At 62.5% G+C, this 19766-nt stretch carries 20 protein-coding genes and 1 pseudogene; 17 read left to right on the top strand and 4 right to left on the bottom strand.

Annotation, left to right across the window (positions count from 1 at the left end; translation table 11 throughout):
* The first annotated feature begins 66 nt into the window (after window positions 1-66).
* From IWX87_RS13365 to IWX87_RS13315, 11 genes and pseudogenes are all read left to right on the top strand, one after another.
* On the top strand, window positions 67-510 hold the full coding sequence (locus tag IWX87_RS13365; protein ID WP_196864017.1) for a PaaI family thioesterase: 444 nt from the start codon (window positions 67-69) through the stop codon (window positions 508-510).
* A 42-nt stretch (window positions 511-552) separates the two neighbouring features.
* Complete coding sequence (locus IWX87_RS13360) at window positions 553-1734, top strand: isovaleryl-CoA dehydrogenase (RefSeq protein WP_196864016.1); 1182 nt, start codon at window positions 553-555, stop codon at window positions 1732-1734.
* A 25-nt stretch (window positions 1735-1759) separates the two neighbouring features.
* Window positions 1760-2416 carry a carbonate dehydratase gene (gene can / locus IWX87_RS13355; RefSeq protein WP_196864015.1) on the top strand — a complete coding sequence of 219 codons (657 nt, stop codon included), beginning with the start codon at window positions 1760-1762 and terminating at the stop codon, window positions 2414-2416.
* Between the two features lie 45 nt (window positions 2417-2461).
* Window positions 2462-4333: a bifunctional isocitrate dehydrogenase kinase/phosphatase gene (gene aceK / locus IWX87_RS13350; RefSeq protein WP_196864014.1), complete on the top strand. Its 1872-nt coding sequence runs from the start codon at window positions 2462-2464 to the stop codon at window positions 4331-4333.
* Between the two features lie 68 nt (window positions 4334-4401).
* The gene (locus IWX87_RS13345; RefSeq protein ID WP_196864013.1) at window positions 4402-5583 is read left to right on the top strand and encodes an acetyl-CoA C-acyltransferase; all 1182 of its coding nucleotides are present in this window, start codon (window positions 4402-4404) and stop codon (window positions 5581-5583) included.
* A gap of 129 nt (window positions 5584-5712) precedes the next feature.
* Window positions 5713-6009 (top strand): annotated as a pseudogene (locus IWX87_RS13340) (SDR family NAD(P)-dependent oxidoreductase); the annotation flags it as partial.
* 103 nt (window positions 6010-6112) lie between these two features.
* Complete coding sequence (locus IWX87_RS13335) at window positions 6113-7243, top strand: acyl-CoA dehydrogenase family protein (RefSeq protein WP_196864012.1); 1131 nt, start codon at window positions 6113-6115, stop codon at window positions 7241-7243.
* A gap of 84 nt (window positions 7244-7327) precedes the next feature.
* Complete coding sequence (locus IWX87_RS13330; RefSeq protein WP_196864011.1) at window positions 7328-9304, top strand: SLC13 family permease; 1977 nt, start codon at window positions 7328-7330, stop codon at window positions 9302-9304.
* A 60-nt stretch (window positions 9305-9364) separates the two neighbouring features.
* Window positions 9365-10753 carry a Trk system potassium transporter TrkA gene (gene trkA / locus IWX87_RS13325; RefSeq protein WP_196864010.1) on the top strand — a complete coding sequence of 463 codons (1389 nt, stop codon included), beginning with the start codon at window positions 9365-9367 and terminating at the stop codon, window positions 10751-10753.
* An 11-nt stretch (window positions 10754-10764) separates the two neighbouring features.
* Window positions 10765-12225, top strand: coding sequence for a TrkH family potassium uptake protein (locus IWX87_RS13320; protein ID WP_196864009.1), 1461 nt, complete (start codon window positions 10765-10767; stop codon window positions 12223-12225).
* A 102-nt stretch (window positions 12226-12327) separates the two neighbouring features.
* On the top strand, window positions 12328-12744 hold the full coding sequence (locus IWX87_RS13315; RefSeq protein ID WP_196864008.1) for a rhodanese-like domain-containing protein: 417 nt from the start codon (window positions 12328-12330) through the stop codon (window positions 12742-12744).
* A 190-nt stretch (window positions 12745-12934) separates the two neighbouring features.
* Here IWX87_RS13315 and IWX87_RS13310 read toward each other — a convergent pair whose 3' ends face one another.
* The gene (locus IWX87_RS13310) at window positions 12935-13426 is read right to left on the bottom strand and encodes a LysR substrate-binding domain-containing protein (RefSeq protein ID WP_196864007.1); all 492 of its coding nucleotides are present in this window, start codon (window positions 13424-13426) and stop codon (window positions 12935-12937) included.
* On the opposite strand from IWX87_RS13310, the gene IWX87_RS13305 reads away from it, so the two are divergent.
* Together IWX87_RS13305 and IWX87_RS13300 are read left to right on the top strand one after the other, a co-directional pair.
* Complete coding sequence (locus IWX87_RS13305; RefSeq protein WP_196864006.1) at window positions 13425-13859, top strand: cupin domain-containing protein; 435 nt, start codon at window positions 13425-13427, stop codon at window positions 13857-13859. The two genes, IWX87_RS13310 and IWX87_RS13305, sit on opposite strands and share 2 nt — an antisense overlap.
* A 198-nt stretch (window positions 13860-14057) precedes the next feature.
* Entirely contained in the window at window positions 14058-15221 is a 1164-nt protein-coding gene (locus IWX87_RS13300) for an aminotransferase class V-fold PLP-dependent enzyme (protein ID WP_196864005.1), read from the top strand.
* Window positions 15222-15230: 9 nt separating this feature from the next.
* Here IWX87_RS13300 and IWX87_RS13295 read toward each other — a convergent pair whose 3' ends face one another.
* Window positions 15231-15845 (bottom strand): DUF1326 domain-containing protein, encoded by a 615-nt coding sequence (locus tag IWX87_RS13295; RefSeq protein ID WP_196864004.1) that lies wholly within the window; start codon window positions 15843-15845, stop codon window positions 15231-15233.
* Window positions 15846-16100: 255 nt separating this feature from the next.
* Between IWX87_RS13295 and IWX87_RS13290 the strand changes: the two genes are divergently transcribed.
* Window positions 16101-16895, top strand: a complete 795-nt coding sequence (locus IWX87_RS13290; RefSeq protein WP_196864003.1) for a DUF2182 domain-containing protein — start codon at window positions 16101-16103, stop codon at window positions 16893-16895.
* 63 nt (window positions 16896-16958) lie between these two features.
* Here the strand turns inward: IWX87_RS13290 and IWX87_RS13285 are convergent, their stop codons facing one another.
* On the bottom strand, window positions 16959-17444 hold the full coding sequence (locus tag IWX87_RS13285; protein ID WP_196864002.1) for a DUF4440 domain-containing protein: 486 nt from the start codon (window positions 17442-17444) through the stop codon (window positions 16959-16961).
* A 210-nt stretch (window positions 17445-17654) separates the two neighbouring features.
* On the opposite strand from IWX87_RS13285, the gene IWX87_RS13280 reads away from it, so the two are divergent.
* Window positions 17655-18074, top strand: coding sequence for a YchJ family protein (locus IWX87_RS13280; RefSeq protein ID WP_196864001.1), 420 nt, complete (start codon window positions 17655-17657; stop codon window positions 18072-18074).
* A gap of 65 nt (window positions 18075-18139) precedes the next feature.
* On the top strand, window positions 18140-18799 hold the full coding sequence (locus IWX87_RS13275; RefSeq protein WP_196864000.1) for an HAD family phosphatase: 660 nt from the start codon (window positions 18140-18142) through the stop codon (window positions 18797-18799).
* Window positions 18800-18996: 197 nt separating this feature from the next.
* Here IWX87_RS13275 and IWX87_RS13270 read toward each other — a convergent pair whose 3' ends face one another.
* Window positions 18997-19440, bottom strand: a complete 444-nt coding sequence (locus tag IWX87_RS13270; RefSeq protein WP_196863999.1) for an ion channel — start codon at window positions 19438-19440, stop codon at window positions 18997-18999.
* 153 nt (window positions 19441-19593) lie between these two features.
* Here IWX87_RS13270 and IWX87_RS19895 point away from each other — a divergent pair, with 153 nt between their 5' ends.
* Complete coding sequence (locus IWX87_RS19895) at window positions 19594-19728, top strand: hypothetical protein (RefSeq protein ID WP_255532190.1); 135 nt, start codon at window positions 19594-19596, stop codon at window positions 19726-19728.
* Window positions 19729-19766 lie beyond the last annotated feature (38 nt).

Here is a 19766-nt window from a genome sequence, read left to right as displayed (position 1 = left end):
TACGTAAACGTCAATCAAAAACCGGATCGAAAGCATTTTTTTGACCTGTCAGCACAGAGAATTTTCATGGATGCATCCGCCGCACCGTCAGCACTGTTTCAGCGAATCGAAGCCAGTTTCCTGCGCCAGGGGCTGATGCAGCACCTGGGTGCGCGGCTGGTGCGGGTCGAGCCCGGCCTGTGCGAGGTGGCGCTGCCTTATTCGGAGCGTGTCAACCAGCAGCAGGGCGGCTTTCATGGCGGCGCCATGGGGGCGCTGGCCGACATTGCTGGCGGCTATGCAGCGCTGACCCAGGTGGCTCCGGACATGGAAGTGACCACCGTTGAATACAAGATCAATTTCCTGGCCGGTTTCAAGGACGGCGAGTTGCGCGCTGTGGGCCGTGTCATGCGGGCCGGCAAGCGCATCATCGTGACCACGGCTGACGTGACGCACCTGGACGCCGACGGCAAGACCAGCGCCTGCGCACTGATGCAGCAGACCCTTGCGCCCGTGCCCAAAACCTATTGATTCCCACGCGCCCTCCATCATTTTTAGAGAAAGATTTCAACCATGAACAACATGCCAGGACTCAATTTCATGCTCGGCGAAGACATCGACGCCCTGCGCGATGCAGTGCGCGACTTTGCCCAGGCGGAAATCGCACCGCGCGCTGCCGAACTGGACCGCACCGACCAGTTCCCGATGGACCTGTGGGAAAAAATGGGTTCGCTCGGCGTGCTGGGCATCACCGTCGGCGAGGAATACGGCGGCGCTGGCATGGGCTACCTGGCGCACATGATCGCGATGGAAGAAATCAGCCGCGCCAGCGCCTCGGTCGGCCTGAGCTACGGCGCGCACAGCAACCTGTGCGTCAACCAGATCAAGCGCAATGGCACCGAAGCGCAGCGCCAGAAATACCTGCCCAAACTCATCAGCGGCGAACATGTCGGCGCGCTGGCCATGAGCGAGCCGGGCGCCGGCAGCGATGTCATCAGCATGAAGCTCAAGGCCGAGGACAAGGGCGGTTATTACGTCCTCAACGGCAGCAAGATGTGGATCACCAACGGCCCCGACGCCGACACGCTGGTGGTTTATGCCAAGACCGAGCCCGAGCTTGGCGCGCGCGGCGTCACCGCATTCCTGATTGAAAAAGGCATGGCCGGTTTTTCGGTGGCGCAAAAGCTTGACAAGCTGGGCATGCGCGGCAGCCACACCGGCGAGCTGGTGTTCAGCAACGTCGAAGTGCCGGCGCAAAACATCCTGGGCGGCCTGAACAGCGGCGCGAAGGTTCTCATGAGCGGCCTCGACTACGAGCGCGCCGTGCTGACCGGCGGGCCGCTCGGCATCATGCAGTCGGTCATGGACAGCGTCCTGCCCTACATCCACGACCGCAAGCAGTTTGGCCAGAGCATTGGCGAATTCCAGCTGATCCAGGGCAAGGTCGCCGACATGTACACCGTGCTGCAGGCTGGCCGCTCGTTCGCCTACACCGTCGCCAAGAACCTCGACATGCTGGGCACCGACCATGTGCGTCAGGTGCGCAAGGACTGCGCCTCGGTGATTTTGTGGTGCGCTGAAAAAGCCACCTGGATGGCCGGCGAGGGCATCCAGATCTACGGCGGCAACGGCTACATCAACGACTACCCGCTGGGCCGCCTGTGGCGCGATGCCAAGCTGTATGAAATTGGCGCTGGCACCAGTGAAATCCGCCGCATGCTGATCGGCCGCGAGCTGTTTGCCGAAACCATGTGATGGCGCTGGGCGACAAAATACCTTTATGAGCAGCTCCCTTCAAGACCTCTTCACCGACAACCGCGCATGGGCTGCGCAAATGGAACGTGAGCGTCCCGGTTTTTTCACCGGCCTTAAAAGCCAGCAAAATCCCAAATACATGTGGATAGGCTGCTCCGACAGCCGGGTGCCTGCCAACCAGATCACCGGACTGGACCCGGGTGAGGTGTTTGTGCACCGCAACGTGGCCAACGTGGTGGTGCCGACCGACCTCAATTGCCTGTCCACCATCCAGTTTGCGGTGGACCAGCTCAAGGTCGAGCACCTGATGGTCGTCGGCCACTATGGTTGCGGCGGCGTGAAGGCCGCCCTGCACAACCAGCGCCTGGGGCTGGTGGACAACTGGCTGCACCACGTCAAGGATGTGCGCGACCGCCATGCCGCGATGCTTGAGGCGGCAGCGCCGGAAGCGCAGATTGACATGCTGTGCGAGCTCAATGTGATCGAGCAGGTCATGAATGTGGCGCAAACCACCGTGATGCAGGACGCCTGGGCGCGCGGGCAGCGCGTGACCCTGCACGGCTGGGTCTATGGCCTGAAGGACGGGCTGCTGCAGGACCTGCACATCACGCTGAACAGCCTTGACGGCATGGCGTCCCTGTACCGTGCTGCCATTGCCGGGGTGTCGGAAACCCGGCGTTGACACTGCCTCAATCCGCAACCTCTGCAACATCAACACCGCCCCACCATGTTTCCCCAGCGCCTTGATTCCACCGTCGCCTACGCCATCGCCAAGGCGATGATCGACGGTTTCAACCGGCACTACCAACTGTTTCGCACCGAATCAAGCCGCGCCAAGCACCGCTTTGAAACTGCCGACTGGCATGGCCAGCAACGCGCCCAGCGCGAACGCATCGAGTTCTACGACCTGCGGGTGCGTGAAGCGTCGATCCGGCTGGAGCGCGAGTTCAAGGCCGGCGAGCAGCCCATGGATGTCTGGCACCAGGTCAAGCTGCACTACATCGGGCTGCTGGTCAACCACCACCAGCCCGAGCTGGCCGAAACCTTTTTCAACTCGGTCACCACCAAGATACTGCACCGCAGCTACTTTCAGAACGATTTCATCTTTGTCCGACCCGCCGTCAGCACGGAGTACATCGAGAACGACGAGTCGACCGCGCAGCCGACCTACCGCGCCTACTACCCGACACGCGCCAGCATGCACGGGACGCTGGTCGCATTGGTGAACGATTTTGGCCTGTCGTGCGAGTTTGAAGACCTTGCGCGCGATGCTGGATACGTGGCTGACGCCATGACCGGCCGCCTGGGCGATGTCAAGCTGCGGGCCAATTTCCAGATCCAGGTGCTGTCCAGCCTGTTCTTTCGCAACAAGGGCGCCTACGTTGTCGGCAAGCTGATCAACGGCTTCAGCGAGATTGCGTTTGCCCTGCCAATCCTGCACCGCCAGCCGGCACCCGGGCAGGCGCTGGTGGCCGAGACCCGGGGCATTGCCGGCCAGTCCGACGCTGGCCGGCTGGTGATTGACGCGGCGCTGTTTGGCGAAGACGACCTGCTGATCCTGTTCAGCTTTGCGCGCGCCTACTTCATGGTCGACATGGGCATTCCCTCGGCCTATGTGCAGTTTTTGCGCAGCATGATGCCGCGCATGCCGCGCGCCGAAATCTACAACGCGCTGGGACTGGCCAAGCAGGGCAAGACGCTGTTTTACCGCGACTTTCTGCACCACCTGCGGCACAGCACCGACAAGTTTCGCATCGCCCCCGGCATCAAGGGCATGGTCATGCTGGTGTTCGACCTGCCATCGTTTCCGTATGTGTTCAAGGTCATCAAGGACTATTACCCGCCGCAAAAAGACACGACGCGCGAGCAGATCAAGGGCAAGTACCTGCTGGTCAAGCAGCACGACCGGGTGGGCCGCATGGCCGACACGCAGGAATACACGCTGGTGGCGTTCCCGCGCGACCGCTTCAGCGACGAGTTGATCGCCGAGATCGAGAAATTTGCGCCCAGCCAGCTGGAAATCAGCGACCGCGACGGTGACGGCCAGATGGAAGTCATCATCAAGCATGTGTATATCGAGCGGCGCATGATCCCGCTCAACATTTACCTGCAGGAAGCGTTCGACATGGGCGTGGACGAACCCGCCGCCAAGGCGCAGATCAGTCGCGCCGTGGTCGAATACGGCAATGCCATCAAGGACATGGTCGCGGCCAACATCTTTCCGGGCGACATGCTGTGGAAGAACTTCGGTATCACCCGCCACGGAAAAGTTGTTTTCTATGACTACGACGAGATCGAATATATCACCGACTGCAAGTTCCGCAAGGTGCCCGCGCCGCGCAATGAAGAAGAGGAAATGAGCGGCGAAATCTGGTATTCGGTCGGCCCCAAGGACGTGTTTCCCGAGACCTTCGAGCCCTTTTTGCTCGGCAACGACACGGTGCGTGAAGTGTTTATGAAGCGCCATGCCGACTTGCTGGACGCCGCCTTCTGGCAAAGCCACCAGACGCGCATCCGGGCCGGCCATGTGTACGACGTGTTTCCGTACGAGCAGAACAAACGCTTCGCCGTCATCCATGCCCCGGCGCAGGCCGATTGAGGCCGCGCAGTCCAATTTCTTTATTTTCGCTATTTCCTTTATTTCCAACCCCCTTCAAGGAGAAAAACATGCTTGATTCCATCGTCATCCTCGGCGCCGCCCGGACCCCCATGGGCGCTTTCCAGGGCGAGTTCGCCAGCCTGTCGGCCAACGACCTGGGCGGCGCTGCCATCAAGGCCGCTGTCGAGCGCGCGGGTGTTTCGCCCGAACGCATCGACGAAGTGCTGTTCGGCAACTGCCTGATGGCCGGCCAGGGCCAGGCGCCGGCGCGCCAGGCCGGTTTCAAGGGTGGCCTGCCGGCCAGCACCGGCGCGGTCACGTTGTCCAAGATGTGCGGCTCCGGCATGGAAGCCACGCTGCTGGCGCATGACCAATTGATCGCGGGCAGCCGCGATGTGGTGGTTGCCGGCGGCATGGAAAGCATGACCAACGCGCCGTATCTGCTGCCCAAGGCACGCGGCGGCATGCGCATCGGCCACGACCGCGTGATGGACCACATGATGCTTGACGGCCTGGAAGACGCTTATGAGGCTGGTCGCTCCATGGGGACCTTTGGCGAAGACTGTGCTGCCAAATACGGTTTCACCCGCGAGCAGCAGGACGCCTTTGCCACCGCCAGCGTGCAGCGCGCCAAGGCGGCCACCGAGTCTGGTGCGTTCAAGGCTGAAATCACGCCGGTTACGGTCAAATCCCGTTCCGGCGAGACCGTGATGGCCATCGACGAGGCGCCGGGCAAGATCAAGCTCGACAAGATTCCTTCGCTCAAGCCCGCGTTCAAGACGGGCGGCACCATCACCGCCGCGTCCAGTTCGTCGATCAGCGACGGCGCTGCCGCCCTGGTGCTGGCCCGTGAATCCACCGCCAGGGAACTCGGCGCGACGCCGATGGCCCGCATCGTCGGCCACGCCACCTTTGCCCAGGCGCCCGAGTGGTTCTCGACCGCCCCGGTCGGCGCGGTCAACAAGCTGCTGAAAAAAATCGGCTGGAGCGTGAAGGATGTGGAGCTGTGGGAAATCAACGAAGCGTTTGCCGTGGTGCCCATGGCCGCCATGAAAGAGCTGAACATCAGCCATGACGTCGTTAACGTCAATGGCGGCGCCTGTGCACTCGGCCACCCGATTGGCTGCAGCGGCGCGCGCATCATCGTCACGCTGATCCATGCGCTGAAGGCACGCGGCCTGACAAAAGGCGTTGCCACGCTGTGCATCGGCGGCGGCGAAGCGACGGCGCTGGCAATTGAAGTGCTCTGAGCCCCAGCCATACGAAGCCATGATGCAGCCCAACTCAGTCAGGGGCAAAGACTTCATGATTACTCCTGAAATAATAGCTGCTAGCGCTTTCTGGATATGCGCTACAGGCACTTTTGGCTTGTAATCGCCATGGCTGTCGTCTTGGTCATCGGTGCTTCGCGCGGGCTGGGCCTCGAATTCGTTCGCCAGTACACCGAAGCGGGCGACTGCGTCATTGCCACCGTGCGCGACGCCGCCGGGCGCGTGCAGGCGCTGGGGGCCGAAGTGCTGACCGTGGACGCGAGCCAGCCAGCCAGCGTCAGCGGCCTGGCCTGGCAACTTGACGGCGAAAAAATCGACACCGCGCTCTACGTGGCCGGCGTCTATGCCTGCGGCACGGCGCTGTCGCCGCCCACGCGCGAGCTGTTTGACGACCTACGCGCCACACTGTGCATGCTCACAGCCGCCCACAAGGGCCAGTTTTTACACCACGATGGCAGTCGGTTTGCCGGGTGGTAATTTCCTTCATCACGATCCGGAGAACACAAGCATGCTGCTGACACAAGACCAGGAACAGGTACGCGACGCGGTGCGCGCTTTTGCCCAGGCAGAACTCTGGCCGCATGCTGCGCGCTGGGACAAGGAACATTACTTTCCCGTCGAGGCGCACAAGGGCCTGGCAGCGCTGGGTGCCTACGGCATCTGCGTGCCTGAGGAATACGGCGGCGCCAACTTCGACTACCTCACGCTGGCGCTGGTGCTGGAGGAAATCGCCGCTGGCGATGGCGGCACCAGCACGGCGATCAGCGTGACCAACTGCCCGGTCAACGCCATCTTGATGCGCTACGGCAATGCCGCGCAGAAAAAGCAGTGGCTGATGCCGCTGGCGCAGGGCAACATGCTGGGTGCTTTTTGCCTGACCGAGCCGCACACCGGCAGCGATGCTTCATCGCTGCGTACCACCGCTGTCAAGCACGGCGACGCCTATGTGCTGAACGGCGTCAAGCAGTTCATCACCAGCGGCAAGAACGGCCAGGTCGCCATCGTCATTGCCGTCACCGACAAGGGCGCCGGCAAAAAAGGCATGAGCGCCTTCATCGTGCCGACCGACGCGCCCGGTTATTCCGCCTCACGGCTGGAAGACAAGCTCGGCCAGCATTCGAGCGACACGGCGCAGGTCAACTTCGACGACTGCCGCATTCCGGTTGAAAACCTGATCGGCGCCGAAGGCGAAGGCTACAAGATTGCCCTGGGCGGGCTGGAAGGCGGGCGCATCGGCATTGCGGCGCAAAGCGTCGGCATGGCCAGGAGCGCGTTCGAGGTGGCATTGAACTATGCCAAGGACCGCCAGAGCTTCGGCACTGCCATCTTCAACCACCAGGCTGTGGGCTTTCGGCTGGCCGATTGCGCGACCAAGCTTGAAGCCGCCCGCCAGCTGATCTGGCACGCCGCCAGCCTGCGCGACGCCGGTCGGCCGTGCCTCAAAGAAGCGGCAATGGCCAAGTTGTTTGCCAGCGAAGTGGCTGAGGAAGTCTGCAGCGCCGCCATCCAGACACTGGGCGGCTATGGCTATGTGAGCGACTTCCCGGTCGAGCGCATCTACCGCGATGTGCGCGTTTGCCAGATCTACGAAGGCACCAGCGACGTGCAAAAGATTATCATCCAGCGCGCGCTGGCTTGAAGTCCTCGCCATAGCTGACGCTCGCGCTGTGGCGCTGGTCCCGCAGGGGCCGGGCGTTTCCATCCTGCAGCCAACCAAGCGCCCATGACCCAAGACCAGATTCTCATTCTTTCCATTCTGGCCTGCACCGTGGGCATGTTCCTGTGGGGGCGCTGGCGGCACGACATGGTCGCCATGGGCTCGTTGCTGGCGTGCGTGCTGGCCGGCGTGTTGCCGGCAGTCGATGCGCTCGCCGGTTTCGGCCACCCGGCCGTCATCACCGTGGCCTGCGTGCTGGTCATGAGCCGTGGCTTGCTGACGTCGGGCGCGGTGGATGTACTGACCCGCTATGCGCTGCCGAAAAAATCCGGCCCCACGCTCAGCCTGCTCGCGCTGATGGGACTGGGCGCCGTGCTGTCGGGCTTCATGAACAATGTCGGCGCCATGGCGCTGCTGATGCCCGTGGCAATCCAGCTGGCCAAGCGGCTCGAACTCACACCGGGCCAGGTGCTGATGCCGCTGGCCTTTGGCACCATCCTGGGCGGCATGACCACGCTGATCGGCACACCACCCAACCTGATCGTTTCCGGTTTTCGTGCCGAAACGGGCGCGGGCGGCTTTGGCATGTTCGACTTCACGCCCATCGGCCTGGCGGTGGCACTCGTCGGGGTGGTGTTTGTGGCGCTGGCTGGCTGGCGACTTGTGCCGGCGCGCAAGCAGTCCGGCCTGGATGGTTTTGAAACCAGTTCCTACCTGACCGAGGCCAGGGTACTGCCTGACAGCAAGTCGATAGGCAAGAGCCTGCTGGAGCTGGAAACCGTGCTGGACGAGGCGGGCGCACAGGTCGTCGGGCTGGTGCGCAACGAGATTCGCATGACCGCACCCGGTTTGATGCGCCGGGTCCATGCCGGCGACATCCTGGTGATCGAGGCCGAGGCCGATGCGTTGTCCGGCCTGCTGTCCAGCCTGGAGCTCAGGCTGGAGGAATCCGGACGCCCGCCGGAGCCAGAGGACGACGAAAACCCGGTTGCCGCTGATCTGGAGTCGAAGACAAAGGCAAAGCAGAAAGCGAAAACGAAGGCGAAGGTGGTTGAACAAAGCCAGGACCCACGCCGCGACAAGACCGGCCAGGGCCTTGCTGCGAGCGCCGCCTTGGCTAAAGGCGAGGACAAAGCAGACGAAGACGCAGACGATGAGCCCGATGACGACAAGACCGACACGGCGGGGGAAATCGTGCTGATGGAGCTGGTGGTGTTGCCCGGGTCGATGCTGGCGGGCCGCTCTGCCAGCGATGTGCTGCTGCGCACGCGCTACGGCATCAACATGCTGGCGCTGTCGCGCCAGGGCGATACCCAGCGGCTGCGGCTGCGCCTGTTGCCGATCAAGCCTGGCGACCTGCTGCTGATGCAGGGGTCGCCCGACGCCATCAACGAGTTTGCCGCCGACAACGGCTGCGTTCCGCTGGCCGAGCGAGAACTGCGCATCCCGAACCAGCGCAAGGCCTGGCTGTCCGTCGGCATCATGACCTTTTCGGTCGGCATGGCGGCGTTTGGCCTGCTGCCGGCAGCCATCTCGTTTGCCATGGGCGTGCTGGCCTCCATGGCGCTGCGCACCGTGCCGCCGCGCGGCGTGTACGAGGCCATCGACTGGCCGGTTGTCGTGCTGCTGGCCGCGCTGATTCCCGTGGCCGGCGCGATGCAGACCACCGGCACGGCAGACCTGATTGCGCGTTTGCTGCTGGAAAACGTCGCACAAGGGCACGCTGTCGTCGGCCTGGCGCTGATCCTGGTGGTGACCATGTTTTTGTCCGACCTGATGAACAACGCCGCGACTGCCGCCGTGATGTGCCCGATTGCCCTGGGCACGGCTTCGGCGCTTGGCGTGAACCCGGATTCCTTCCTGATGGCCGTGGCCATCGGCGCGTCCTGTGCCTTCCTGACGCCGATCGGCCATCAGAACAACACCCTGATCCTCGGCCCCGGAGGCTTTCGCTTTGGCGACTATTGGCGCCTCGGCCTGCCACTGGAAATCCTCGTGGCGGCGGTCAGCATCCCAATGCTGCTGCTGGTCTGGCCGCTGTGACGCCCTGATGCTTTGCCTGCCTGCCGGGCGCAGCGCGTCGTTAACGTATTATTTTGTTCCATGAACATTATTATTCTTGGCGCAGGCCGCGTCGGTGAAACCGTGGCTGAAAGCCTGGCGCTGGAGCAAAACGACATCACTGTGATTGACACCGATGCGGCGCGGCTGCGCCAGTTGGGCGAGCGCTTTGACTTGCGCGGGGTGGTGGGCAACGGCATCCAGCCGTCGGTGCTGCGCGAGGCCGGTGCGCAAGACGCCGACATGGTGATCGGTTGCGCTGCCGACGACGAGACCAATCTGGTGGTCTGCAAGGTGGCGCACCAGATCTTCAACGTGTCCAACACGGTGGCGCGGCTGCGCTCGCCCGACTTCGTCGAAGGCAGCGAACTGCTGGGCAAGGGCGGTTTTGCGGTCGATCACGTGATTTGCCCAGAGGAGTCGGTCACGCGCTACATCCACCAGCTCATCCGCCACCCCGAGGCGCTGCAGGTGGTGACGTTTTCGCAGCAGAGGGCGTGCCTGATGGTGGTGCGTGCGTCCCGGGGCGATGCGGTCGGCCGCACCATTGCGCAACTGCGTGAACTGTTCCCGGACATCGAAATGCGCATCGTGGCGCTGTACCGGCTCGACACCGAGATAGAGGCCACGCCCGACACCCGCATCATGAGTGGCGACGAGGTGTTCGTGCTGGCCGATGCGCGCAAGATCCGGCAGGTGCTGCACGCCATCCACCACCGCGACAAGCCGGTGCAGCGCGTGATGATTGCCGGTGGCGGCCGGGTCGGCTTGCGCCTGGCGCGCAGTCTGCTGGACCAGTGCGAGGTGAAAATCATCGAACGCGACGCCGAGCGCTGCGACTACCTGGCCAGCCAGCTGCCGTCTTCCACGCTGATTCTGCATGGCGACGGCGTTGACGAGGACCTGTTGCGTGGCGAGAACGTGGGCATGATGGACATGTTCCTGGCGCTCACCAGCGACGACGAGGACAACATCATGTCGGCCATGCTCGCCAAGCGGCTGGGCGCCGGGCGCGTGCTCTCGCTCATCAACCGCCGCGCCTATGCCGACATGATGCAGGGCAGCACCATCGACATCGCCATCTCACCGGCGCACACCGTCATTGGCGAGTTGCTGACCCACCTGCGACGCGGCGACGTGGCCGCGGTGCACAGCCTGCGGCGCGGCACGGCCGAGGCGCTTGAAGGCGTGGCGCGTGGCGACGCCAAGACCTCAAAACTGGTCGGCCGGAGCGTTGAGGAAGTCAAGCTGCCCAAGGGCGCGGCCATTGGCGCCATCGTGCGAGGGCAGGGCAGCGAATGTGAAGTCATGATGCCGCACCACGACACGGTGATCCAGACCGATGACCACATCATCATCTTCATCCCGAACAAGCGCGATGTGCGCCAGGTCGAAAAGCTGTTCCAGGTCAGCGCGACCTTCTTCGGCTGATCGCGCCCCGCATGTACAGCCTGCTTCCTGTCCTGGGCGTTTTTGCCCGTATTCTGCTGGCCTTTTCGCCGGCCTTCTTCGTTCCCCTGGGTTGGGCGATTGCCCTTGATGCCCAGGAGCAGGCGGTGCTGTGGACGGCCTGCTTCGCACTGACGCTGGTCAGCGGACTGGTGCTGATGCTGGCCACGCGCCATCAGCGCCGCGAGCTGCAGCCGCGCGACGGTTTTTTGCTGGTCAACCTGGTGTGGCTGGTGCTGCCGGCCTATGCGGCGCTGCCGCTGATGTACACCGTGCCCGACATCACCTGGGTCAAGGCCTATTTCGAGGCCATGAGCGCCATCACGGCCACCGGAGCCACCGCGCTCAGCGGCCTGGATGCGTTGCCCGCCTCGGTCAACGTGTGGCGCTGCTTTTTGCAGTACCTCGGCGGCCTGGGCATCATGCTGCTGGTGGTGGCGGTGCTGCCCATGATGGGGCTGGGCGGTTTTCAGGTCTACAAGGCCGAAACGCCGGGGCCGCTGAAAGAAGCCAAGTTCACGCCGCGCATTGCCGAGACCGCACGCGGCTTGTGGAGCGTGTACTTTGTGTTTTCCGTTGCCTGCATGCTGGCCTACCGCTGGGCCGGCATGAGCTGGGTCGACGCCTTCATGCACATGTGCTCGACCATGGGGCTGGGCGGATTTTCTTCCTACGACGACAGCCTGGGGCATTTCAAGTCGGCCCAGATCGAGATGGTGGCGACGCTGTTCATGGCGCTGGCCGGCATCAATTTTTTGCGCTACTTCATCGTGCTGCGCAACCGCTCCATCCGCCCATTGCTGCACGACCGCGAGTTTCGTACCTACGTCATGGTGCTGCTGGTCTCGATTGTCCTGATCACCGTGCTGCTGCGGGTGCACGATGTTTATCCCGATGTGGCGCGAGCCTTGCGCGCCAGCGCCTTTCATGTGGTGTCGGTGGCCACCACCACCGGCTACGCCTCTGCCAACTACGCGCTGTGGCCGGTGTTTGCGCCGGTGCTGCTGTTGTTTCTTGGCTGCTTTGTGTCATGCGCCGGCTCCACCGGCGGCGGCATCAAGCTGATCCGCATGATCCTGCTCATCAAGCAGGCGCGCCGCGAGCTGGTGCGCATCGTGCACCCGCGCGTGGTCAACCCTGTCACGCTGGGCGGCGTGGTGCTGCCGATGTCGGTCATGACCGCCACCTTTGGCTTCATGCTGATCTACGGCGCCGTGATTGTCGGCCTGACGATGGTGCTGCTGCTCACCGGGCTGGACATGGTCACCGCGTTTTCAGCCGTGATTGCCACTGTCAACAACATTGGCCCCGGCCTGGGCATGGTCGGGCCGGCGAGTAATTTCGGCGTGCTCAACGACTTTCAGCTGTGGGTGTTGAGCTTTGCCATGCTCATGGGCCGGCTCGAACTGCTGTCGTTTCTGGTGCTGTTCACCGGCCAGTTCTGGCGCAAGTAGGCTTGGTTGCCTTTGCCTTTTTAAAAGGCAAAGGCGGAAGAGGGTGACAAGCGTGATGCGTCAGCAATGTCGATAATGATTTTTTCAGCATAAGGAGTCAGCATGCCCATTACCAAAGGTTTCCAGGTTCTCGTCGATGAGGCCATGGAAGAGGTCAAGACCTATTCGGTCGAGTCGGTGCAAGCCCGCTTGTCGGACCCGAACGTGCAGATCATCGATATCCGCGACCCGCGCGAACTGGAGCAGGACGGCACGGTTGTCGGCGCCTTCCATGCACCGCGCGGCATGCTGGAGTTCTGGGTTGACCCGGCGTCGCCGTATTTCAAGCCGGTGTTTGCCGACGAAAACCGGGAGTTCATTTTGTTTTGCGGAGCCGGCTGGCGCAGCGCGCTGGCCACCAAGACACTGCAGGACATGGGCATGCGCAATGTCGCCCACATTGATGGCGGCTATGCCGAGTGGAAAAAGCAGGGCGCCCCGACCGAAACCCTGGAAGAGCGCAATACCAAGAAGGGCTGACGTTCCTGAGGCTGGCAGGGCTGCCCGGTGTTGCCAGGATGGTGGCCAGTTGCAAGCCAAAGAGGCCGCTAGCCCTCGCTTTGTCGCAACAGGTTGCTACCGAAAAGCGAGTGTTTTGCTGCTTGGCCAGAGCCCTGGCTGAAGCGCTTCGCAGGCAAAATGCGTGAGTCCGGTGCCGCTTGCGCACCACTCAGCCGGTGAGCATGGGCCGAAGCGCCTGCACCTCTTGCACCATGAATTTTAAAAAGGCCGAAACCCGGGGCGTGCGCCGAGCTGGCGCGTGGTCAGCAGGCGCAAGCTGCGCGTCAATTCGGCCACCGGCCACCGGCCCCAGCACCCGCACCAGGTCGGGCTCGGCATCACCGATCGTCGTTGGCAGCGCCGCAAGACCCAGGTTGGCTTTGGCGAAGTGAGCCGTTCCCAGCCCGCTGCCACTCTTGGCCATTTTTCTGGCAACCGGCGCCACCTGCCGCCGCCACTGCGTTGCGCGGTGGCTGGCCACGGTCTCGTCGAACCCGACCCAGGCGTGCTGCGCCAGTTCCCGCATGCCGTGGGGGCTGCCGTGCTGCGCCAGATAGTCGCGGCCGCCGTACACCGCCCACAGGGAGTCGGCGATCTTGCGCCCGAGCGCGGGGGCGCCTAGACTGGGCGGTCTGTCCAACGCGATGAAAGGTCTTGCCATGAAACCGCACCATCAACCCACATTCCGCTCGCTCGCTGCGTTGCTGGCCTTGACGTTGGGCGCCGTTTTCGGGCTGGCGGCGCAGGCTCAGACGCCCGGCCAGGCAACCCCGCATCTGGTCCTGAAGGAAAGCGTCCTGCAGATGCCCAAGTCGGACACTCAGGAGGTCAGGGTGCTGACCGCCTCGTTCAAGCCCGGCGACCAGACCGTGTTTCACACGCACCGCTCCCCGGTCACGGTCTATGTGCTCGAAGGCCAGTTCACGCTGGACCTGGAGGGAAGGGCGCCCGTCGTCCTCAGCGCGGGGCAGGCTTTTGTCGAGCCGCCCAACGTGAAAATGACAGGCTACAACAAGAGTGCCACGGACGCCTTGCGGGTCGTCATCTTTTATGTGAGCGACCCGGGCACCCCTTTTCTTGATCCGGCACATTGAGCCGCCCCGGTTTCGCGGCTGGACGCCGAGTCTCCCCCGCCCAGCGATTGGGACGCTATCCGCCGGGAGACAGGGCAGTTTCTGGCCGCCGGGTCGGTGGGGGATGCGCTTGTTCGAGCTGCACACGCTTATCTCTTTTTTCGGCGCACAGTGCTAAGCTGACCATCCGACTTCTGCCAACCAAAGTGAGGCCACACCATGCCCGGACTATTGCCCAACATCGACCCTGACGGCCTGCTCGAATTCTCGGTGGTCTACACCGACCGCGCGCTCAACCACATGTCGCGCAGCTTCCAGGGCGTGATGACAGACATCTCCAGCATCCTCAAGGAGGTGTACGCCGCGCATTCCGTGGCGCTGGTGCCCGGCAGCGGCACCTACGGCATGGAAGCCGTGGCGCGCCAGTTCGCCACGGCCAAGCATGTGCTGGTGCTGCGCAACGGCTGGTTCAGCTACCGCTGGACGCAAATCTTTGACATGGGCAACATTCCTGCCTCGTCCACCGTGCTCAAGGCCCGGCAAACCGGCCCCGGCGCGCAAGCCCCGTGGGCGCCCGCCGCCATCGCCGACGTGCAGGCCGCCATTGCCCACCACAAGCCCGCCGTTGTCTTTGCCCCGCATGTCGAAACCGCCTCCGGCATGATCCTGCCCGACGATTATTTGCGCGCCGTGTCGGACGCCGTGCATGCCGTGGGCGGCCTGTTCGTGCTCGACTGCATCGCCTCGGGCGCCATGTGGGTCGACATGCAGGCCACGGGCGTCGATGTCTTGATTTCCGCACCGCAAAAAGGCTGGAGCAGCTCACCCTGCTGCGCCATGGTCATGCTCAGCGAACGTGCCCGCACGGCCATCGACGGCACCGTCAGCACCAGCTTTGCCTGCGACCTGAAAAAGTGGCTGCAGATCATGGAAACCTACGAAAAAGGCGGCCACGCCTACCACGCCACGCTGCCCACCGACGCCCTCACGCGCCTGCGCGCCGCCATGCAGGAAACGCATGCCTATGGTTTTTCCAAGGTGAAGGCCGAGCAGGAAGCGCTGGGCGAAAAGGTGCGCGCGCTGTTCGAAAGCCGGGGCCTGCCCAGCGTCGCTGCTGAGGGTTTCAAAGCGCCCGGCGTGGTGGTCAGCTACACCACCGACCCCGGCATCCAGTCAGGCAAGAAATTCCTCGACCAGGGTCTGCAGACCGCCGCCGGCGTGCCGCTGCAATGCGACGAAGGCGCCGACTTCATGACCTTTCGCGTTGGACTGTTCGGGCTGGAAAAGTGGCACCGGGTGGACCGCACGGTGGGTCAACTGGCGGCGGCGCTGGACCGGATTGGGTTGATGCCGGTGCCGGTGCCGGTGCATGCTTTCGCGTGATCTGACGCGTCAACCCGCCCAGGCGAAGGGCGCAAATTGCGCGTTGCGCGTGCCGGTGGCATCATCCCAGTTGATGCCAAAAACGTGGAAGCGACTGCGCGTGGCCTTGGCCAGGGACAGCCGGCTGTTCACGGGATGCGCCGTGTTGTCGATGCAAATGGCCTGTTTCGGGTCGGCGGCACTGGCGATGCCTTCGCAAGCCTGTTCAAGCAATTCACCGGCGCTCACGGTGTAATTCAACCCGTCTTCCTCAAACCGTATGGGCCGCCGCTCAACGCCTGCAATCTTGCTGACGAGCGCCGCCAGCGCCGCCATGGGACCGCCCACCGAGCCGGTGGCAATGGCGCTGATGGCGTCAACTTGCTGGTCAGAAGCGCTATCGTCAACAATCAATCCGACGGTCATGTTCCCTTGCGCCATTGCCCCCGGCGAATGCAGCATGACCACGAAGGACAACCCGTCAAGCGGGATGCCATCTTTCACCCCTTTGTCGATCTGCAATGCGATTGCGGCTTTGCAGTCACCTTCGGTTGGCCGTGCCGAGAGGTTGGAGGTGATGCAGGGACACAGAAATGTGCAATTGCAAGTTTCCATGTAATGGCCGGAAATGCTCCAGGTCGTCATAACAATACTCCTTGAAAAGGAGGTGCCTGTTTGAGCGCCAGCGCGCAGGAACACTGTTCGCTGCTGATGCGGCAGCACCTCATCGTCCAGTCTATGCCGATGCCTGCGGCTTCACCATGCCGTTTCTTTGTCACGGACGTAAGCAGTGTGTGTGGAGGTTGATTCTGCTGAAACGAATAAGCCGCGCGTTTGACGTTTTGCATGAACACACGCATCGTACAGGCGGTATATTCAACTGGCGAAGGAGGTCGACTCATGCCACAGCAAGCGTCTGATTCAGCCGGCAAGTCACCACCGGGCATGGTTCTGCTGATTACCGGGCAGTCCAGGCTGGCGGCGGGGATCTTGCTCCTCAGTATGGTCTGCTGGCTATTCCTGGTCTGGATCGCGGTTGACATGAGCCAGCCGTTTGCGCAACTGACGATGCCGGCTTCTTCAAACTGGCGCGCCGCTACCGTGTTCGCGGTCTGGGCCATGTGGGCGCTCATGATGGCCGCAATGATGCTACCGTCGGCCCTGCCGATGATCCTGACCTTTGTTAACCTGTGCGTGCGCACGCGAGAGCGAACGCGAGGAATCAGCTTTGTCGCCGCCTACCTGATCGTCTGGTTCGTCTTCAGCGTGGGGGCGACGGCCGCACAGTGGGCGCTGCAAGCCATGAACTGGGTCAACCCGATGATTGTCAGCACGTCGGCTTTGCTGACCGCGCTGCTGCTGTTGATCGCCGGGGTCTATCAGTTTTCACGCGTCAAGCAAGTTTGTCTGTCGCATTGCCGCACCCCGATGGGCTTTCTTATCGGAGAGTGGCGCGCCGGTTGGCAAGGCGCTTTCGTGATGGGGCTTCGGCATGGGCTGCTGTGCGTTGGCTGCTGCTGGGCGTTGATGGCCCTGCTGTTTGTGGGTGGGGTCATGAACCTGGCCTGGATCGCCGCGCTGTCGCTGGCCGTTTCGGTGGAGAAATTGGCACCGGGCGGCGAACGGCTGGGATCGCTGTTGGGGCTGGGGCTGATTGCCGCCGGGCTGGTCAAGTTGTTGGTTCTTGTGCGCTAGCCGGGACCCATCCCGCGTGCGCATCTGGAACGGCAGCGCGGGGGCTTGCGCGCGTTCAGCGCTTCATTTTTCGGGCATGACCGACGAGTGGTGGCTGGTGATGAGCCATTTGGCGCCGTCCCAGCGATAGGTGTAGCTGTAGCGTCCGCTGACCGATGCACCGGTTTTGGCGAAGGTGAAGGTGTACAGGCCAGCGTCCAGGGCGGTGTTGCAGCCGAGCTCAACGAACCGCAAATCAATCTTGCCCGAGGGCCTGCTTTCCAGAAAATGCTGGAAGTAGTCGAGCTTTTCGGCCGGCGTGAGCCGGGGCTTATTCGACACGGTGGGCAACAAGATGGACTGCCGTGCGTAGTTGGCGACCACCTGCTGCGCATCGCCTGTTTGCAGGGAGCGGTTCCAGCGATCAAACAGGCCGGCAATCTCGGCTTCTGACGTCGCTTTGCAGATTTCTGTGCGGGCGCTTGCCGTCTGCTGGGGGTCGAACTGGGTCGAAGTACAACCCGCCAGGGCAGCGGCTACAAAGAGCAGGCCAAATCGCAAGTGTTTCATAAAAAACTTTCTTGGGGTTTTCCACGTTCAGTCAGGGCCGCTGTGGTGCATGGCGGTTTCAAGGCCGCAAGGGATTTTCAGAATCATAGGGCCAGTTCAGTGATGGGTCTAGCCTTTCGCCTCGCCCTCATCTGTAAAAATCAACACCATGAACAATTTCTGGATGCGCCTGAAGGGCGCGCAACCCGCAAGCGACCCGGCCTTGAACGCATGAGTGCCGCATGCCCCTGTGGCCGCATTGCCGCACATCCCGCCAAGCCGGCCAAAGCCGCCCAACCCCAGCCCCTGCCTTTTTCCGCCTGCTGCGGCCCCTACCTCAACGAAAAAATCCCCGCCCCCAACGCCGAAGCGCTGATGCGATCGCGCTACAGCGCCTTTGTACTGGAGCGGGCCGATTATTTGCTCGCCACCTGGCACGCCTCGACGCGCCCGGCGACGCTGGACTTCGCGCCTGGCGCGAAGTGGCTGGGGCTGGATGTGCGTTCGCATTGCCTGCTGGACGCCGACCACGCCGAAGTCGAGTTCGTCGCCCGCTGCCGCGAGGGTGGCCGCGCCACGCGACTGCATGAGCGCAGCCGCTTCGTGCGCGCGTCGGGGCGCTGGTTTTATGTCGATGGCGACCAGTTTTAGTATCAAATACGGCTTTTGCGCAATATTGACGAGCGCAATTAGCTATAAATAAGTGAGTAAAAGACATGAAATTTGAAGCCATCCTGTTCGACTGCGACGGCGTGCTGGTCGACAGCGAACCCATCACCAACGGCGTGCTGCGCGACTTGCTGGAAGAAAGCGGCTGGTCGCTTTCGCCTGCCGAATGCATGCGCGTGTTTGTCGGCAAGGCCGTGCGCGACGAACGCGTGCTGATCGAAGCCCAAACCGGCCAGCCGCTGACCGAGGCCTGGATGGCCGAGTTTTATGCCCGGCGCAACCGCGAGTTGCAGGCGCGGCTGGTGGCGATTGCCGGTGCGCACGCGGCGGTGGAAGCTGCCCATGCGCACGCCGGCCAGCGCATTGCCTGCGCGTCCGGTGCCGACCGCTTCAAGGTCGAAATGCAGTTGGCGCAGGTCGGGCTGATGCCCTGGTTTGACGGTCGCATTTTCAGCGGCCAGGAAATGCCGCACTCCAAACCGGCGCCCGATGTGTACCTGGCGGCCGCAAGCCACCTGGGTGCGGCGGGCGCACATTGCCTGGTGATCGAGGACACGACGACTGGCGTCACGGCGGGTATTGCTGCGGGGGCGACGGTGTGGGCGTATTGCCCAACGCCTGCCCACGGCCCGGCCTTGACGCAGGCAGGTGCCAGCCGTCTGTTTGCCCATATGGCCGAGTTGCCCGCTTTATTGGAAACCATTTGACGCGTTGATGAACGCACCTTGAAGGCAAAAGTTACCCACTGTGCCTGTTTGGCAGGCACCCTGTTGAACGCCCCGGCCCATCAGGGTTTCAAGGGTTTTCCCTGCAATGGTGCACAAAGTTGTCCACAGAAGATGGGGACGGATTTTGGGATGGGTCACGGGGCCTGTGGCATCAGGAATGCGCGGCCATGTGTTCGTCAGGATTCGCTGTCCTGGCTTGGGAAAACCCAAAATCGCTCCATCGCAAGATAGGCATAAGAGGCCGACCAGCCGATCAGCAGCAAGCCGTTCAAGGCTTCCGTGCCTGCCAGCAACCGGATCGGGCCAATTGGAATCAGGTCGCCGAAGCCAAGCGAGGAAAAAGTTTCCGCTGAAAAATACAGGCAGTTTTCCAGCGACGAGCTGCCAATGCCGCTCAGGCTGCCCGCGCCGGTGAAATGAATCAGTCCATAAAGCACGAAGCCGTACAGTGCGATTTCCAGCGCGTGGGCGGTAAAGGCGCCAAACATGACAATCAACAGCTTGCTGCGGCTGGGAAAGCTGAGCGCGGGCAGCCGGGTATTCAGGCTGCTTAAAATTTCGAAATGAATCAGCGTCGTCAGCGCAATCATCATGACGCAAGAAAAAATGACGATAAACATGTGGCTTGCCGGGCAGTATTGATTTGTGGAGTCTAGCCACTCTTCACCGCACCGAAGCGAACGCCGGTCTTGCGCGGACGGAGACCAGCTTCAGTGTCAAAAAAGACTGTTGCGCATAGTAGCTGGGCATAAGCAGATATCAATAAGTGAGTAATGGTGAAATTTGGAACCGAACATGTGCTGCGCGACCTGCGGGATCAACGCGGCGAGACATTGGCTGAAGATTTCATGGTCGGGTTGTATGTCCGCCGCAATATCTGTTTTTCAGCCCGACTCACGGTCGATTGATTTTCTTGCGTAGACACTCTGACGAGGGTGTGGGAAAT

This window comes from Polaromonas sp. CG_9.7 (genome assembly GCF_015752205.1).
Taxonomy (GTDB): Bacteria; Pseudomonadota; Gammaproteobacteria; order Burkholderiales; family Burkholderiaceae_C; genus Polaromonas.
This window is presented reverse-complemented; position numbering and strand designations above follow the sequence as displayed.